The organism is Methylobacterium sp. Gmos1, assembly GCF_053764715.1.
The window spans coordinates 17,704-32,977 of sequence record NZ_JBSNCC010000015.1; the positions used below are offsets into that span (position 1 = coordinate 17,704).

Here is a 15,274-nt window from a genome sequence, read left to right on the forward strand (position 1 = left end):
TGCAATCGATATCCCCATGTTTGTCGCAGCGCGGCGACGGTGGGAGGGGTGCGGAGACGGCCAGGAGCCTGTATGCAGGCCGGCTGCGGGCAAGGCGCGTGCCGCGGCGGCCGGGAAAGTTGCAGATCCGCCAATGCGAAAGCCGGTGACCCACCGGCGCTGTGCCGTAAAGGACACGCCCGTTCCGGTTTTTCCACACCCCCCGGAGCGCCATCGGCAGACCCGCGGGACAGGAGGGAACGCCGGCCGTGGGACCGCCGTTCCCGCTTCGTTTCGCCTGAAGGCCGGACTTCCCTGCGCCGGGCGCAGGGCCGACCGGCGCTCAGAGGTCGACGGAGTCCTTCTTCGCGCCGTCCTTACCCCCGTCCTTGGGGCCTTCCTTGGTGCCGGCGCCCCCGACGGTCAGCTTGATCGTCTGGGTGCTGACGTTGCCGTCGGTGCCCTTGATCTCGACGGTGACCTCGTCGTTGCCGGTGAAGCCGGCCTTGCTCTCGTAGAACAGGGCCTGGACGTTGGCCTCGACGTTCGGGCAGCGGTAGGTGGCCGGGGTCTTCACCTTGCCGGCGCGCTGGATCAGGGCGCCGTTCTTGGGCGCGCCCGTCACCTTCAGCTCGGGCTGCGGCCCGAGCGAGCAATCCTTCTTCAGGTTCGGCACCATCACGAGCCGGACCTGCTTGCCGGAGGCGACGGAATGCTCGCGCACCTTGGCGGCCTGCGCCAGAGCGGGGCCGGCGGCCAGCACGGGCCCGGCGGCCATCAGGACGGCGAGCGCCAGTGTCGGGCGGAATGGGCTGGTCCGAGAAAGGCGGGGCATGGGGCTCTAAGCTCTCCGAGGGGGATGCCGGCCGCATGTGGGGAGTGCTCCCGGCGCCGTCGAGGGCCGGGGCACGGGTTCCGTGACGGAAACCGCCCTCAGTGCAGGACCAGCATCACGAACAGGTTGAACAGCCCGAGCAGGGCCACGCCGCCGAGCCAGATCCAGTAGCCCCTGCCCTCGACTGGATAATCGCCGATCATTCCGTCCCCTCCCCCGGCCCGTCGCCGGCCGCCTGGAGCACCGCCAGGGTCGCCCCGGTCACCCGGGCGATCTGGGCCGGCGTGAACTCGCCCGCAAGGGCCGAGGCGAGCCCGCGCTCGATGCGCGCCCGCTCGCCGGCATCCCCGATCGGGTCGGCCGGGATGTCGCTCTCGCGCAGGCGGCAGGCGTCGCGGATCGTGTCGGCGGCCCGGCGCAGCACCTGGCGCTGGTCGGGCGTCATGTCCCAGAGCGGCTGGCGCAGCCGCGCGATCACCCGCTTGGCGTCGCGGTAGTCGCGGTCGACGACGGGGATCGCCTCGATCTGGCTCACCAGCAGCACCAGTTCGAGCACGTCGGCCGTCGCCTCCGGGCAGGTGCGCACGACGCGCATCAGCCGTGCGATCAGCTCGGTCGTCGGAGAAACGTGGCGGCGGGGCTCGACCATGTGCGCGTAACGCAGGGTCGGCGCATTCGGTTCTGAAACGGACTAGAAAATAATCACACCGGAACCGGGAGCGTCGCGAGGGAGAGCTGAAGCCGCTCGTTGCAGCGACCTTCATGATGTCTTCGGGGTCAATCCGGGGCCGCACCGCGAGGCCCGGAATCCAGAACCTCGGATCGTTCCGGATAAAGCGGAGAGAGTGCCGCCCCGGTCTGCAACACTTGAGCGTCCGGGTTCCGGGTTCCGCTATGCGGCCCCGGAATGAGACCGAGAATGCAATTTTCGATGCGCAGAACAGGCGAGGATCAAAGGAATGGCGCCGGATCGCCGTGATTTCCGGGCCATCGGCACCGCCGTCATTCGCGCGCGCGGTCGCAATCTCCAGCCGCCATCCCCAATCCAGCCAAAAGCCGCCGACATGCCCGCAACTCGTCGAGCGCGGCGTTCAGGCTCGCCCGGTCCGCCCGCCCGAGCGGCGGCGGGGCGGCCTCTGGCTCCGGCTCGTGGTCGGATTCGACGAAGGCGGGCGCCACCTGCTCGCCGCGGCCGACCGCCTGGACGAAGCGCATGCCCCGCTCGCGCAGGACGCGCTGGGCGCCGCGGATCGTGTAGCCCTGGCCGTAGAGCAGGCGGCGGATGCCGCGCAGGAGGTCGACGTCGTCGGGGCGGTAGTAGCGCCGGTTGCCGCCGCGCTTGAGCGGGCGGACCTGGGTGAATCGGGTCTCCCAGAAGCGCAGCACGTGCTGGGGCAGGTCGAGATCCTCGGCGACCTCGCTGATGGTGCGGAAGGCGCCGGGCTCCTTCTCGGGCAGAAGCGCCTTCTCGGGCGGGAGCGCGCGGCCCGGCGCGTCGGTCCCGCCGGGCTCCGGGAGATCCTCGTCCTTGATCGGCGTCCCGGTCATCGGCCCGATCCCGCGTCAGCCCGTTCGGCGCCCGGGCGGCCTCAGCTGTCGTCATCGTCCGGCGCCGCATCGCCGTTGATCCGGGCCTTGAGGACGTTCGAGGGCTTGAACACCATGACCCGGCGCGGCTCGATCGCCACCTCGACGCCGGTCTTCGGGTTGCGCCCGACCCGCTTGCCCTTGTCGCGCACCACGAAGGAGCCGAACGAGGACAGCTTCACGGTCTCGCCGGAGGACAGGCAGCCGCAGATCTCCGACAGGACGGTCTCCACCAGGGCGGCGGATTCCGTCCGCGACAGGCCGACCCGCTGGTAGACGGCCTCGCTCAGATCGGCCCGCGTGACCGTCTTGCCTGCCATCGTGCTGCTCCCCCGGCGGCTGATTCACGAACTAACGTATGTCTATGATCGCGCACGCTAATCGGCGTTGCGCGCCGGGTCAACCGGGCGTCGGGCGGCTTCCTCGGTAGTTTGCCGGGTTCCTTGGCCGACTACCAGCGGATCAGCGCGCTGCCCCAGGTGAAGCCGCCGCCGATCGCCTCGATCATCACGAGGTCGCCGCGCTTGATCCGGCCGTCGCGGCAGGCCGTGTCGAGCGCCAGCGGGATCGAGGCGGCCGAGGTGTTGCCGTGGCGGTCGACCGTCAGCACCACCTTCTCGCGGGCGATGCCGAGCTTGTCGGCCGAGGCCTCGATGATCCGCCGGTTGGCCTGGTGCGGCACGAACCAGTCGAGGTCGTCGGCGGTGGTGCCGGTGGCCTCGAACGCCTGCGCGATCACGTCGGTGACCGAGCCGACGGCGAAGCGAAACACCTCCTTGCCGACCATGCGCAGCTTGCCGGTCGTGCCGGTCGAGCCGGGCCCGCCGTCGACGTAGAGCTTTTCCCGGTGGCGGCCGTCGGCCCGCAGCTGGCTCGTCAGCACGCCGCGGTCGCCGGAATGGCCCTCGCCGGGCTGGGCCTCCAGCACCAGGGCGCCGGCGCCGTCGCCGAACAGCACGCAGGTGGTGCGGTCCTCCCAGTCGAGCAGCCGCGAAAAGGTCTCGGCGCCGACGACGAGGGCGCGGGTGGCCGCCCCCGTGGTCAGAAACTTGTCGGCGGTGGCGACCGCGTAGACGAAGCCGGCGCAGACCGCCTGGAGGTCGAAGGCGGCCCCGGCGTGAATGCCGAGCCCGGCCTGGATCTGCGTCGCGGTCGACGGGAAGGTGTGGTCCGGCGTCGAGGTGGCGCAGATCACGAGGTCGATCGTCGACGGGTCGATGTCGGCGTCGCGCAACGCGGCCTCGGCCGCCTTGATGCCGAGCACCGAGGTGGTCTCGTCGGGCTCGGAGATGTGGCGCTGGCGGATGCCGGTGCGCTGGATGATCCAGTCGTCCGAGGTCTCGACCCGGGCGGCGAGGTCGTCGTTGGTGACGGTCGTCCGCGGCAGGTAGGAGCCGCAGCCCCGCACCACCGAGCGAAGGCGGGTCATGATGCGTCCTCCCTTATGCCGAGGCGGTCTTCATGCCGATGCCTGGGCCGGAGTCGCGTCGAGGCGCTCCCGGATCGTCCGCATCAGGTCGTGGCGGGCCATGTCGTAGGCGAGGTCGACCGCCGCGGCGAAGCCCTCGGCGTCGGCGGCGCCGTGGCTCTTGATGACGATGCCCTCGAGCCCGAGGAACACGCCGCCATTGGCCCGGCTCGGATTCATCTTCTCGCGCAGGGCCCGGAAGGCGCCGCGGGCGAACAGGTAGCCGATCTTCGCCATCAGGGTGCGGCCCATCGCGCCCTTCAGGTACGCGGAGATCTGCTTGGCGGTCCCTTCGGCGGTCTTGAGCGCGATGTTGCCGGTAAAACCCTCCGTCACCACGACGTCGACGGTACCGCGGCCGAGGTCCGTCCCCTCGACGAAGCCGTGATAGGCAAGGCCGGACAAGTCGGATTCGCGCAGCATGCGGGCGGCTTCCTTGACCGCCTCGTTGCCCTTCATCTCCTCGGTGCCGACGTTGAGGAGCCCCACCGTCGGCCGGTCGAGGTCGAACACGATGCGGGCCATGGCGGCGCCCATCACCGCCATGTCGACGAGGTGGTTGGCGTCGGTACCGATGGTGGCGCCGACGTCGAGCACCACGCTCTCGCCGCGCACGGTGGGCCACAGGCAGGCGATGGCCGGCCGCTCGATATGCGACATCGTCTTGAGGCAGATCTTCGACATCGCCATCAGCGCGCCGGTGTTGCCGGCCGAGACCGCGGCGTCGGCCTCGCCGTCGCGCACCGCCTGGATCGCCTTCCACATCGACGACTTACCGCGGCCCGAGCGGACCGCCTGGCTCGGCTTCTCGTCCATGGCGACCGCCACGGTGGTGTGGCGGATCTCGACCGCGCCCTTCAGGCGCGGCTCGGCCGCGACCAGGGGAGTGAGCACCGCCTCGTCGCCGAACATCAGGAAGGTCGTCTCGGGGTGGCGCTCGCGGGCGAGCCCCGCACCGGGCACGACCGTCGAGGGGCCGTGATCGCCGCCCATCGCGTCGAGCGAGATGCGCACTCTCTGGGACATGGGGGAGTCGAACAGCCTCTCGGATCCGCCGGGAACACGCGAACAAGGGGGTCCGCGGCGCGGCGGAAAATAGCGACCCGGCGCCACGCCGCAAACGAATTCTGAAGACTTTTCACGATGCGGCGTCTTCCCGGCCGTCGCTCAGTCGCCCTTGCCGCCGTTATCCTGCCCCTTCAGGCCCTGGAGCGCCGCGAAGGGCGTCTCCTCCGCTTCCGCCGCCGGCGCCTCGAAGGCGACGCCGGGCTTGCGCGGGTAGGGATCGAGGCCGAGCGCCAGGAACTCGGCGGCGAGGCTGCCGAGGTCGATGCGGCCGTTGACGATCGGGTCGGGGATGTCGGCATCCTCGGCCGGGGTGCCCGCGAAGGCGTCCTGGTCGGCGAAATCGACGTCGACCTCCTCCGTCACCGTGCCGTCGAACGGCTCGAGGGTGACGACGCAGGTCTGGGTCAGCGCCGCCTCGACGGTGCCGGTGACCTGGAGCCGGTGCAGCGAGCCCGAGAGCCGGAACGTGCCGGTGAGCCGCGCGATACCGGCCAAGCCGAAATCGCGCGCGAGCGCGGCGCGCTCCTCCTCGCTGGCCTCGACCGTGACCGGCTGGCCGGTCTTCAGGGTGCGCTCGACCAGGATCGGGCGGGAGAACGGGCCGACGCTGTCGGGGGTCATCGGGGGCTCCTTCTCGGAGTCTGGGGGTTGAGCGGGGACGGGCGTCGCAGCTTTGAGGGACGCGCGCGATCGGGCCCGGATCCCCGGGAGATGCGCCGCCCGCCGCCCCGGCGCAAGGGCTGGCCGCGACGCGAAGTCCGTCCCGGTGCAGGCCTTCCTTCAGGCCGGGCCGGCGGCGAAGGCCGCGGGATCGGGCAGGCTCGGGCCCGTGGCCATCAGGGCGTCGAGGTCGGTGGCGGCCAGGCCGGCATCGGCTGCCGCGACGTAGGCGGCGAGACCTCGGGCGGCTCCGGGCTCCTCGCGCGCCAGGACGTTGCGGGCGAGCGATGCCGCCAGCGCGTCGCGGTCGCCGGCATCGAGGGCGGCGTCGTAGGCGCTCGCGCGGCCGTAGAAGGCCTGGGCCAGCTTCTTCATCCGCTTCGAGACGCCCATGTCGCCGACGCCGAGCTCGCGCAGGGAGGAATCGAGCTGCTCGAACACCGAGTTGACGAGGTCCTGGGCGATGTCCGCCGCGGGAGCCGGCAGCCGGCGCAGGTGGCGCAGCACCAGCACGACGTGCAGGCACAGGGCCTCGAACCGGCCCTCCACCGTGTCGGGCACGCCGAGATCGAGGTAGAGCGCCGGCACCCGGGCCCCGGCATTGATGCGCGTATGCAGGGCCTCGATGGCGCGCCGGCGGGCATCGTCGCGGCGGAAGGGGTTTCGAATCATCGTGCGGTGTCTCGCCTTCCCCCAGAGCATTTTCCGACGAAGTGGATACCGGTTCGTCGGATAAAATGCGACAAAACAAAGACTTAGAGAGCTTCGCGATTGCAGCGCGATCGTGACGTGCTCTAGACGCCCCGCGCCGGGGCTTGCCATCCGTCGGCGCGGATCAAGTCGACCAACCTTGGCCGTGCCTTGCCAACGCCACAACCCCGGGGTACGGCAGCGGTCGCTTCTCGCGCAAGGCTGCCGTTCGGTCGGCCGACACACTGTCCCGCACCTGTTTCCGAGGTCTCGATGCCGCGCCGCTTCACACCGTCGCTCCTCCGCCTCGCCGCGGCCGGCCTGATCGGTCTGTCGGCCGCGGGCTGCGTGATCGGCGAAGAGTTCCGGCACGGCTACATCATCGACGATGCCGCCGTCGCCCAGGTCCGCCCCGGCGCCAGCGCCGAGCAGGTGCTCCAGCTCCTCGGCACGCCGACCACCGTCTCGACGGTCGGCAACAAGTCCTGGTACTACATCAGCCAGAACACCCAGCGCACCGTGATGTTCATGGGCGAGCGCCCGAAGGACCAGCGCGTCCTGGCGGTGTACTTCAACGCCGGCTTCAAGGTCGAGCGCGTGGCGCTCTACGGCGAGCAGGACGGCAAGGTGTTCGACTTCATCTCCCGTACCACCCCGACCAGCGGCGGCGAGCAGGCCTTCCTCGGCCAGCTGATGCGCGGCCTGACCAAGTTCGAGCCGTTCCGCAACGCGCGCTGACGGGCGCGCCTGGCGAGCGAGGCGCACCTTGCGGAAACGCGTGGTGGAAAGCTTGGTCAGATGAATCCCGGGCACCGGCGTCGCGCGCGACGCCGGTGCCCGTTCGTATCGCGGCATGCCCGGCGACGGGCCGGACCGGGCGCGCCGGTCCCCACCCGCTCCCCCGGGAGCCCGACCTGGTTCGTGTCCGCGGGCGGCGCCGCGAACGCGGAAACCCGGAAGGGCAACCGCTGACGGCGTGTGCGATGGAGCGCGCGCCTCGGTCTCGCGACCGGTCTCGGATTCGCCCTCGGAACGCCTGCGAGGCGTGTCGACCCCCCGCGCCGATCAGGACTTCCCGCCGAAGCTGCCGATCGCCTGAAGGAGCCGTCGGTCGCACGTGCGCCACCGAAACGGCCCCGTGATCCTTATCCCCGCATGAGCCGGGAGCCGCGACGCATTCGGGGCTCCGGGGATCCGGCTGCGGGATGGTTCCGCGCTAAGGGCCGGGGGTCGCGTGTTCCGCCGCAGCCTGAGAGCTGGTTTGCCGGCCTCCACAGACTCGTCATGCTGCGCGTCGTCGCGGAGCCGCGCAGCGGAGCCCGGAGTGCCGCAGGCACGCCCAGAACCTCGCATGCTTCAGGATGGATCGGTGTGCGATTCGCCGCACTCGGCACCACCTGAGTTTCCGGACACCGCGCGTTGCTGCGCCACTTCGGTACGACATGCCGGCCGTCGTCACCGGAGGGAACGCATCGAACAGGCTCCGGGCCGGCCGGTCCCGTCGCCGGCCATCGATCGTAGCGGCGCCCCTACCCCTCCGTCGTTCCTTCGTGGCGAGACGACCGGAGCGCGCGCAACGGCGGGTGCATCGGCTTGCGGACGGTCCGCTTTCACCCCGCCTCGCAGGCTGACGCGGCCGATGTACTTGCATGTAGGCCCGCTCGATCTTTTGGTGCCACGAGCGAGTAAAATTCGGCCCGCCGAGATCGGTGCCGTTGATTACAAATCATCTTCGATGCCTACGTATGGTGTGAAATGTTTCGTGACGAGCTTGAGATATGATCCAGTCACGCCCCGAAATCGTTATTGATCCGTGAATTTTTCTGAAATGCGGGGCGCGATGCAATATTGATATTATTGATAGATATGAGCGTCGGATCATGATTTTATTCCGCCTACCCTGTTAAGACTCCGCCGACTCAGTAGTTAACCACCGTTGTACTCATGTTAAAACATGTTAAAGATTGGTCGGTGCTCGGCACCAAGTGGAGGCACGATAATGAAAATTAAAGTTGCAGCCGTGGCTTTCAGTGCTATCGCGATGAGCGTAATCGCTGGTGAAGCTTCGGCAAGAACTTATACGGTCGACCGTGACGGGGAGGATGTCTGCTACAGCAAGCAGTATATCCCGAATCTGGTGGTGGAGAATACCCGGGGCCGTCTCGTGCGCGGGCCGCAAGGCTTCTTCGATCCGGGTGCCGGTGGACGCGTCAGCGGCGGGGTGGTGCGGACCGGTGTCGAACCGGCGATGTACGTCAAGACCCAGCGCGTCGTGGAGCGGGAGCACTACACCCTCGTCCCCGTGGCCTGCCCGCGCTGAAGCACGGCCGCCGAAGCATCGCAGGGCGACGCGGCGACAGGCCGATCGACGAGAGAATCCGGGGCGGCGTCCGATCGCAGAAGTGGTCGGGCGTCGTTCCGCGTCTTCATTGGACGCTTATCGGCCGGTCTGCTTGAGGATGGCCCGCGCCAGCCTGATCTGGCTCTGGTCGTTGGTGTAGATGGCCAACTTCCCCCCCGCGAGGATGCGGTAGACCTGCTTCTTGGTTACGTTCAGGATGACCGAACCGGGCTCGAACGGGCCGCTGTAATCGACGATGGTGACGTCGCCGTCCGGGGCCTCCGCCACGGCCGGCCCCGCGGGTCGAACGGCGGCTGCCGGCACCGTCGCGGGTTGAATCGGAGCGGGATCGATGCGCGGCGCAGGGGCGATCCGGCCGGTCAGCAGGAATTCGATGAAGCCGCCGCCCAGGTTGATACTCGCCGGGACGGCCTCGGCCGTGGGTTCCGCAACCGGCGCCTTCACGTTGAGCAGCAATTCTTCGGCACAAGCGGGACCAAGGCTCGCCGCGACGAGGACCGGGGCGGCGAATCTGGCGCGAAGGAGCCGAGGCGACATGGCTTGCCCGCAAGGTGCCGTGGGAACATCACCAGAATAGACGTGCCTGGTTCTCAAATGATGAACCGACGGACCCGGGACGACGTGGTAAATTTTTCGTCAATGGTGGCCGCTTGGCGTGGCACTCGCGCGCCTGCACAGTTCGGGATCGCTGCGTCATCCCGGCGGATGCTGCCGCCGATCCTTACCCGAGCGTCCGAGGCGGGCCGCTCGACATCGGCCGAGGCGGAGCCCGGATCGGCATCGATGCCAAGCTCATCGCCCAAGCCGCGGAAACAGCAACACGATGCGGCCCGCGAACGCGAGCGGCGGCGCGGTCTGGACCGAGTCTCGCCGCCACTTCATGATCCGGCGAAGCCTCCGTGAACGAAAGCCGCGAAGACTGGGACTCGTCTTGCGGCCACATGTCTATCATGACGAGCCTGGAAGACGGCCCCATGCCGCGACTCAGGCGGCACGGCGGTCCTCGGTGCGCCGCGCCGCCGGAGCGACCGTCACCTGACGGATGTGGAGTGGCCGGCGATCAAGGGCGCCCGGTGAGCCACGTCTTCGCCCGCACGAGGTCCGCCTGCGACAGCCCGTGGCCGGCAGGCAGCACCTCGTGGGTGACGGCGGCGCCCGCGTCCTTCAGCATCGCGGCGAGGCGCGCGGCGTTGTCGGCGGGCACGATCGGGTCCATCCGGCCCGACAGGATCAGCACCGGCTCCCCCGCGAGGCGCGCAGACGGCGGGGTGGCGAGCGGCACCATCGCCCGCAGCAGCACCGCGCCGGCGAGCACGCCCGGATGCAGCAGCATCACGGCGGCGGCGATGTTGGCGCCGTTCGAAAAGCCGACGGCGAGCGGCGCGGCGAGGCCGTAGGCGTCCCGCGCGGCCGCCACGAAACCCGCGAGATCGCCGGCCCGGCGCACCAGGTCGGCCTCGTCGAACACGCCCTCGGCGAGGCGGCGGAAGAAGCGCGGCGCACCGCCTTCCAGCACCTGGCCGCGGGGCGAGAGCAGGGCCGCCCCGGGCGCCAGCGCCCGGCCGAGGGGCAGGAGGTCGTCCTCGTCGCCCCCGGTGCCGTGCAGGAGCAGGAGCGGCACCGCGCCGGGATCGGCGGCAGGCTCGAAGCGGTGCTGGAACGACAGGTCGGCCATCGGCATCCCCCGGAACAACGGGTCAGGTATTGAAGAGCTTGGCGACCCGCTGCGTCTCGCGGGCGAGGAGGTGCGCGTCGCCGGCCACCGCCACGAAGCCGAATCCGGCCTCGAAATCGGCCCTGGCGCCGGCCTCGCTGAAGTTGAGCAGCCCCGCCGCCTTGCCGGCCCCGCGGATCCGCGGCAGGGCGGCAGCGATCGCCGCACGCACCGGGGCCGCGCCGGGCTCTCCGAGATGGCCCATGCTGGCGGCCAGATCGTTCGGGCCGATGAACACGCCGTCGACGCCCTCGACAGCCGCGATCTCGCCGGCGGCCTCCAGTGCCTCCTTGGTCTCCACCTGCACCACGACGCAGACCTCGTCGCCAGAGCGGGCGTGGTAGTCGGGCCGCAAGCCGTAGCCGGTGGCCCGGGAGGTGCCGGCGAATCCCCGGATGCCGTGCGGGGGATAGCGCGTCGCCGCGACCGCCCGGCGCGCCTCCTCGGCGCTCTGCACGAACGGGAACATCAGCGAGCGGGCGCCCTGGTCGAGCAGGCGCTTGACCGTGACCGGTTCGTTCCACGGTACCCGCACCACCGGCTCGGCGGTGCCGCCTTCGGCCGCCCGCAGGTGATCGACGACCTGGATCAGGTCGTTGGGCGAGTGCTCCATGTCGATCAGCATCCAGGCGAAGCCCGCGCCGGCGGCAAGCTCGGTGATGCCGGGCGAGCCGGTGGTCATCCACAGCCCCGCCTGGCGGCGCCCCTCGGCGAGGCCGCGCTTGAACGGGTTGTCGAAGGATCTCATGGCGTATTCTCCCCTCTCTCGACCGTTCTCACGCTCAAAGGGTCATTCCGGGGCCGCGCAGCGGAGCCGAAAATCTGGAATCTCATGGTCTCCAGAATAAAGCGGAGCTGATTCCGCCCCATCCTGCACCATCCGAGTTTCTGGATCCCGGGCTCCCGCTTGCGGCGAGCCCCGGGACGACCCTGCGATATGTGGACGGGTGTGGAATTGTCTCTTGTCGTCGCCAGCTCTCACGCCGCCGGCGTCAGGTGCTTGAACATGTGCCCGCGCGCCTCGGCATCCAGCTCGGCCTTGAAGGTGAAGCGATCCTTGAGCGCGGCGGCCCTGGCGGCGGCGGGGCGCGCCGCGATCGCATCGTGATGGCGCTTCACGTTCGGGAACGTCTCGAAGGCGCCCTCCCCCAGCACGAAGGGCAACATCCGGGACCAGCCCCAGACCGCCATGTCGACGATGCCGTACTCCGCGCCCACCATCCACTCGCGCCCGGCGAGGTGACCGTCGAGGACGCCGTAATGGCGTCGCACCTCGTACTGGTAGCGGTCGTGGGCGTACGGAACCTTCTCGGGGGCGAAATGGCGGAAATGCACCGCCTGGCCCGAGAACGGCCCGATGCCGGTCGCCACGAACATCAGCCAGGACAGGAGCGCGCCGCGCTCGTCGGCCGGGGCCAGGAAGCGCCCGGTCTTCTCGGCGAGGTAGAGCAGGATCGCGTTCGAATCGAACACCACCGTGCCGTCGTCGACGATCGCCGGCACCTTGCCGTTCGGGTTGAGCTTCAAGAAGTCCGGCGCGAACTGCTCGCCCTTGCGGGTATCGACCGCCACCGGCTCGTAAGGAAGGCCCGCCTCCTCCAGGAAGAGCGCGACCTTGGTGGGGTTGGGCGAACCGTTGAAGTAGAAGGTGATCATCCGGGCCTCCGGGCAGCGGCGTCGAGCCGTGCGCCACAGGGCCCCAGATAGGGCGACGGATCAATCGTAAGGTCCGAAACCCAGCGTTGCCGTGCGGGGCCTGGACTCCGGGCGCCGATCCGCCATGGTGCGGGATCGGATCCCCGGGAAGCCTGCATCCTGTTCCTCACCCCCGACGAGTGGAGCGCGCTCCGGCTCAGCCTGCTGGTGGCGAGCGTGGCGACGCTGGCAAGCCTGCTGCCGGGCCTCGCCGTGGCGTATCTGCTGGCCCGCCGCGAGTTCCGCGGCCGGGCGCTCCTCGACGGGCTGGTCCACCTGCCGCTGATCCTGCCGCCGGTGGTGACCGGCTACCTGCTGCTCCTCGCCTTCGGGCGCCGCGGATGGTTCGGGGCGGCGCTGTCGGAGGTGGGTATCGTGTTCTCGTTCCGCTGGACCGGGGCGGCGCTCGCCTGCGCGGTGATGGGCTTTCCGCTGATGGTGCGGGCGATGCGTCTCTCCCTCGAGGCGGTCGACGGCAAGCTCGAACAGGCCGCCGGCACGCTCGGGGCCTCGCCCGCTTCGGTGTTCCTCGTCGTCACCCTGCCGCTCGCCCTGCCGGGGATCCTGGCCGGCGCGGTACTGGCCTTCGCCAAGGCGATGGGGGAATTCGGCGCCACCATCACCTTCGTGTCGAACATCCCGGGCGAGACCCAGACCCTTCCCTCCGCGATCTACACCCTGACGCAGGTGCCGGGGGGCGAAGCCGGGGCGCTGCGCCTCACCCTGGTCTCGGTCGCCCTGTCGATGGTGGCGCTCCTCGCCTCGGAGTGGCTGGCCCGGCGGGCCCGGCGGCGGCTCGGGGCATGATCGGGATCCCGGCATGATCGAGGTCGCGGTCCGGCACGCCCGCGGCGCCTTCGCGCTCGACGCCTCCTTCGCGTCGCAGGGCCCGGTCACCGCCCTGTTCGGCCGTTCCGGCTCCGGCAAGTCGACCCTCGTCGACGTGATCGCCGGGCTCGTGCGGCCCGATCACGGGCGGGTGGTGGTCGACGGCGTCACCCTCCTCGACACGGCGAGCGGCGTGCGGGTGCCGGTGCACCGGCGCCGCGTCGGCTACGTGTTCCAGGAGGCGCGGCTGCTGCCGCATCTGAGCGTGCGCCAGAACCTGCTGTTCGGGCGCTGGTTCTCCCGCCACCGCTCGGGCGGTCCGTCCCTGGAGGCGGTGGCCGATCTCCTGGGCATTTCCCCCTTGCTCGACCGGCGTCCGGCCGGGCTGTCGGGCGGGGAGCGCCAGCGCGTCGCGATCGGCCGGGCCCTCCTCACGCGCCCGCGGCTTCTGCTGATGGACGAGCCGCTCTCGGCCCTCGACGAGGCGCGCAAGGCCGAGATCCTGCCCTACGTGGCGCGGCTGCGCGACGAGGCGCGGGTGCCGATCGTCTATGTCAGCCACGCGGTCGCCGAGGTGGCGCGCCTCGCCGACACGGTGGTGGTGCTGGATCAGGGCAAGGTCGCGGCCTGCGGCCCCGCCGCCGAGATCCTGCGTCGGGGCACCCTCTTCCCCGGCAGCGAGACGGCTGAGACCGGCGCGCTCCTGCACCTGCGCGTCGCCGCCCACGACGACGCCTTCGGCCTCACCCGCCTCGACGGTCCGCCCGGCCGCCTGACCGTGCCGCGCCTGGAGCTTCCGGTGGGGGCCGGCGTGCGGGTGCGGGTGCGGGCCCGCGACGTGCTGGTGGCGCGTGAGGCGCCGCGCGCCTTGAGCGCCCGCAACGTGCTGTCGGGCACGATCACCGCCGTGACGCCGGGCGACGGGCCCCATGCCCGGGTCGAGATCGCCTGCGGGACGGCGAACCTGGTGGCCGAGGTGACGCGGCTCGCGGTCCACGAACTCGCCCTCGCGCCGGGGCTCTCGGTGCTGGCGATCGTCAAGAGCGTCGCCTTCGACGAGGAGACGATCGGGGCTGTGGAGATCTGAGGTGGTCCCGCGCACGTCGAGCCTCCAAGTCGACCCTCCACGATCGCGAGATCAGATGGAGACAACCGGCCTGGCACCCGCCATCTCCCTTACGTCAGTCGGCACCTTTTCGGCTGCGAAGGCTCCCTGGCGCGTGGGGCTTGCGGTGGACATCGCCGGCCACCGTCGAAACCCGAGAGGGCTGAGCAGGCACGGCTGGAAAGGAGGTGAAGGATGTGATCGGCTTCCCGATGCTCACCATCACCATCGCGAAAAGCCCGACCGGATGGTCCGTGACCATCACGATCGGGCTCACGTCGCGAGTCAAGTCATCTGACAAGAGGGCTCGCAGGCGGCCACCCGGGGGCTCTCACCTGAGATCTAAGGCCGGCGGGCCGGCCGATCAATAGAGTCCGATCGATCCCTTCGGGATGACGCTGCTGTTCACGCGGAAACGGCGGGCCTTCCGGCCCGCCGCTCCGTTACCTCAGCGTGTCACGCACTCGAGCGTGGCGCGACGCTTCAGCGGGCGCCCGGCAGCCGCTGGGCCATCGCCAGGTGCTGCTGCATCACCGGCAGGGCCTGCTGGACGTAGGAGCGCAGGGCCGGGTTCGGGCCCGACTGGGCGTAGGCCTGGTAGCTGGCGACGGTCATGCCGTGGGCCTGCACCTGCATGCGAGCGTAGGTGCGGTCGAAGGCCGGGCCGGCCGGGGTGTCGGCGAGCTCGGCGAGCATCGCCTGCTGCTGCGGGCTGAGCGGGATGGCGCGGGTGGCCGCCGTGGTGGTCACGTCGCCGTCGAAATCGACCGCGTTCGCGCCGACCTGGGCGCCCTGGGCCGCGCCGGTGCCGAGGCCCTGGAGGCCGCCGACCGGGCCACCCTGGAGGGTGCCGCCGACCACGCCGGCCGCCGCACCGGTGGCCGCGCCGACCGCGCCGCCGGCGATGGCGAAGGGCGCCTCGATCAGACCGCCGATGCCGGCGCCGGTGCCGCGGGCCACGTTCTCACGGCCGCCGAGCAGGGCGACGTTGGCGGCGCGGTGGTCGCGGATCATCTCGCGGGCATACTCGCGGATGCGCGGGTTGCGCGACTTGTCGAGGGCGATCTGGCTCGACTTGACCTCGAACGCGTTCGACATCAGCGCCATCGAGCGGAACTCGTTGAAGCCGCCGACCTGGGCGAAAGCGGGGGTCGCGAGAGCAACGGCAAGGCCGGTCAAGGCAACGAGCTTCTTCATGTCTGATCTCCTGAATCTCTGTTCTTGAGCGTCACGGTCAATCGACGGCCGGACATCGAGCCATCTTGGCGGCTCGGCTTGGCAAG

The 15,274-nt window shown here is 70.3% G+C and carries 17 protein-coding genes; 4 read left to right on the forward strand and 13 right to left on the reverse strand.

Going from position 1 to position 15,274, the window contains the following annotated elements; genetic code table 11:
- Window positions 1–322 precede the first annotated feature (322 nt).
- From ACS5PV_RS23625 to ACS5PV_RS23660, 8 genes are all read right to left on the reverse strand, one after another.
- Window positions 323–814, reverse strand: coding sequence for a 4-aminobutyrate aminotransferase (locus tag ACS5PV_RS23625; protein ID WP_455397792.1), 492 nt, complete (start codon window positions 812–814; stop codon window positions 323–325).
- A gap of 199 nt (window positions 815–1,013) precedes the next feature.
- Window positions 1,014–1,463 carry a hypothetical protein gene (locus tag ACS5PV_RS23630; protein WP_455397793.1) on the reverse strand — a complete coding sequence of 150 codons (450 nt, stop codon included), beginning with the start codon at window positions 1,461–1,463 and terminating at the stop codon, window positions 1,014–1,016.
- A 353-nt stretch (window positions 1,464–1,816) separates the two neighbouring features.
- Window positions 1,817–2,362 carry a MerR family transcriptional regulator gene (locus ACS5PV_RS23635; RefSeq protein WP_455397794.1) on the reverse strand — a complete coding sequence of 182 codons (546 nt, stop codon included), beginning with the start codon at window positions 2,360–2,362 and terminating at the stop codon, window positions 1,817–1,819.
- Window positions 2,363–2,403: 41 nt separating this feature from the next.
- Window positions 2,404–2,721 carry an integration host factor subunit alpha gene (locus ACS5PV_RS23640; RefSeq protein WP_099954785.1) on the reverse strand — a complete coding sequence of 106 codons (318 nt, stop codon included), beginning with the start codon at window positions 2,719–2,721 and terminating at the stop codon, window positions 2,404–2,406.
- A gap of 131 nt (window positions 2,722–2,852) precedes the next feature.
- The gene (locus tag ACS5PV_RS23645) at window positions 2,853–3,830 is read right to left on the reverse strand and encodes a beta-ketoacyl-ACP synthase III (RefSeq protein ID WP_455397795.1); all 978 of its coding nucleotides are present in this window, start codon (window positions 3,828–3,830) and stop codon (window positions 2,853–2,855) included.
- A 30-nt stretch (window positions 3,831–3,860) separates the two neighbouring features.
- On the reverse strand, window positions 3,861–4,895 hold the full coding sequence (plsX, locus tag ACS5PV_RS23650; protein ID WP_455397796.1) for a phosphate acyltransferase PlsX: 1,035 nt from the start codon (window positions 4,893–4,895) through the stop codon (window positions 3,861–3,863).
- A gap of 141 nt (window positions 4,896–5,036) precedes the next feature.
- Complete coding sequence (locus ACS5PV_RS23655) at window positions 5,037–5,558, reverse strand: YceD family protein (RefSeq protein ID WP_455397797.1); 522 nt, start codon at window positions 5,556–5,558, stop codon at window positions 5,037–5,039.
- 159 nt (window positions 5,559–5,717) lie between these two features.
- Window positions 5,718–6,269, reverse strand: a complete 552-nt coding sequence (locus ACS5PV_RS23660) for a ubiquinol-cytochrome C chaperone family protein (protein WP_455397798.1) — start codon at window positions 6,267–6,269, stop codon at window positions 5,718–5,720.
- 291 nt (window positions 6,270–6,560) lie between these two features.
- Here ACS5PV_RS23660 and ACS5PV_RS23665 point away from each other — a divergent pair, with 291 nt between their 5' ends.
- Both ACS5PV_RS23665 and ACS5PV_RS23670 read left to right on the forward strand, forming a co-directional pair.
- Complete coding sequence (locus ACS5PV_RS23665) at window positions 6,561–7,025, forward strand: outer membrane protein assembly factor BamE (RefSeq protein WP_455397799.1); 465 nt, start codon at window positions 6,561–6,563, stop codon at window positions 7,023–7,025.
- A gap of 1,261 nt (window positions 7,026–8,286) precedes the next feature.
- A complete protein-coding gene (locus ACS5PV_RS23670) occupies window positions 8,287–8,607 on the forward strand; it encodes a hypothetical protein (RefSeq protein ID WP_455397800.1) in 321 nt (106 codons plus the stop codon).
- Between the two features lie 117 nt (window positions 8,608–8,724).
- Here the strand turns inward: ACS5PV_RS23670 and ACS5PV_RS23675 are convergent, their stop codons facing one another.
- The 4 genes from ACS5PV_RS23675 to ACS5PV_RS23690 form a co-directional block, all read right to left on the reverse strand.
- Window positions 8,725–9,186, reverse strand: coding sequence for a hypothetical protein (locus ACS5PV_RS23675; protein ID WP_455397801.1), 462 nt, complete (start codon window positions 9,184–9,186; stop codon window positions 8,725–8,727).
- Between the two features lie 523 nt (window positions 9,187–9,709).
- The gene (locus ACS5PV_RS23680) at window positions 9,710–10,324 is read right to left on the reverse strand and encodes an alpha/beta hydrolase (RefSeq protein ID WP_455397802.1); all 615 of its coding nucleotides are present in this window, start codon (window positions 10,322–10,324) and stop codon (window positions 9,710–9,712) included.
- Window positions 10,325–10,346: 22 nt separating this feature from the next.
- Entirely contained in the window at window positions 10,347–11,111 is a 765-nt protein-coding gene (locus tag ACS5PV_RS23685; protein ID WP_455397803.1) for an HpcH/HpaI aldolase family protein, read from the reverse strand.
- 230 nt (window positions 11,112–11,341) lie between these two features.
- Complete coding sequence (locus tag ACS5PV_RS23690; RefSeq protein ID WP_455397804.1) at window positions 11,342–12,019, reverse strand: glutathione S-transferase family protein; 678 nt, start codon at window positions 12,017–12,019, stop codon at window positions 11,342–11,344.
- Window positions 12,020–12,175: 156 nt separating this feature from the next.
- Here ACS5PV_RS23690 and modB point away from each other — a divergent pair, with 156 nt between their 5' ends.
- On the forward strand, window positions 12,176–12,865 hold the full coding sequence (gene modB / locus ACS5PV_RS23695; RefSeq protein ID WP_455397905.1) for a molybdate ABC transporter permease subunit: 690 nt from the start codon (window positions 12,176–12,178) through the stop codon (window positions 12,863–12,865).
- 13 nt (window positions 12,866–12,878) lie between these two features.
- The gene (gene modC / locus ACS5PV_RS23700) at window positions 12,879–13,973 is read left to right on the forward strand and encodes a molybdenum ABC transporter ATP-binding protein (protein ID WP_455397805.1); all 1,095 of its coding nucleotides are present in this window, start codon (window positions 12,879–12,881) and stop codon (window positions 13,971–13,973) included.
- 501 nt (window positions 13,974–14,474) lie between these two features.
- On the opposite strand, the gene ACS5PV_RS23705 is transcribed toward modC, so the two are convergent.
- Window positions 14,475–15,188: a DUF4142 domain-containing protein gene (locus tag ACS5PV_RS23705; protein WP_455397806.1), complete on the reverse strand. Its 714-nt coding sequence runs from the start codon at window positions 15,186–15,188 to the stop codon at window positions 14,475–14,477.
- Window positions 15,189–15,274: the final 86 nt, after the last annotated feature.

Bases quoted from the DNA above. Each gene is read 5' to 3' on its own strand.
- ACS5PV_RS23625 (WP_455397792.1), bottom strand. From the start codon at position 814: ATGCCCCGCCTTTCTCGGACCAGCCCATTCCGCCCGACACTGGCGCTC.
- ACS5PV_RS23630 (WP_455397793.1), bottom strand. From the start codon at position 1,463: ATGGTCGAGCCCCGCCGCCACGTTTCTCCGACGACCGAGCTGATCGCA.
- ACS5PV_RS23635 (WP_455397794.1), bottom strand. From the start codon at position 2,362: ATGACCGGGACGCCGATCAAGGACGAGGATCTCCCGGAGCCCGGCGGG.
- ACS5PV_RS23640 (WP_099954785.1), bottom strand. From the start codon at position 2,721: ATGGCAGGCAAGACGGTCACGCGGGCCGATCTGAGCGAGGCCGTCTAC.
- ACS5PV_RS23645 (WP_455397795.1), bottom strand. From the start codon at position 3,830: ATGACCCGCCTTCGCTCGGTGGTGCGGGGCTGCGGCTCCTACCTGCCG.
- plsX (WP_455397796.1), bottom strand. From the start codon at position 4,895: ATGTCCCAGAGAGTGCGCATCTCGCTCGACGCGATGGGCGGCGATCAC.
- ACS5PV_RS23655 (WP_455397797.1), bottom strand. From the start codon at position 5,558: ATGACCCCCGACAGCGTCGGCCCGTTCTCCCGCCCGATCCTGGTCGAG.
- ACS5PV_RS23660 (WP_455397798.1), bottom strand. From the start codon at position 6,269: ATGATTCGAAACCCCTTCCGCCGCGACGATGCCCGCCGGCGCGCCATC.
- ACS5PV_RS23665 (WP_455397799.1), top strand. From the start codon at position 6,561: ATGCCGCGCCGCTTCACACCGTCGCTCCTCCGCCTCGCCGCGGCCGGC.
- ACS5PV_RS23670 (WP_455397800.1), top strand. From the start codon at position 8,287: ATGAAAATTAAAGTTGCAGCCGTGGCTTTCAGTGCTATCGCGATGAGC.
- ACS5PV_RS23675 (WP_455397801.1), bottom strand. From the start codon at position 9,186: ATGTCGCCTCGGCTCCTTCGCGCCAGATTCGCCGCCCCGGTCCTCGTC.
- ACS5PV_RS23680 (WP_455397802.1), bottom strand. From the start codon at position 10,324: ATGGCCGACCTGTCGTTCCAGCACCGCTTCGAGCCTGCCGCCGATCCC.
- ACS5PV_RS23685 (WP_455397803.1), bottom strand. From the start codon at position 11,111: ATGAGATCCTTCGACAACCCGTTCAAGCGCGGCCTCGCCGAGGGGCGC.
- ACS5PV_RS23690 (WP_455397804.1), bottom strand. From the start codon at position 12,019: ATGATCACCTTCTACTTCAACGGTTCGCCCAACCCCACCAAGGTCGCG.
- modC (WP_455397805.1), top strand. From the start codon at position 12,879: ATGATCGAGGTCGCGGTCCGGCACGCCCGCGGCGCCTTCGCGCTCGAC.
- ACS5PV_RS23705 (WP_455397806.1), bottom strand. From the start codon at position 15,188: ATGAAGAAGCTCGTTGCCTTGACCGGCCTTGCCGTTGCTCTCGCGACC.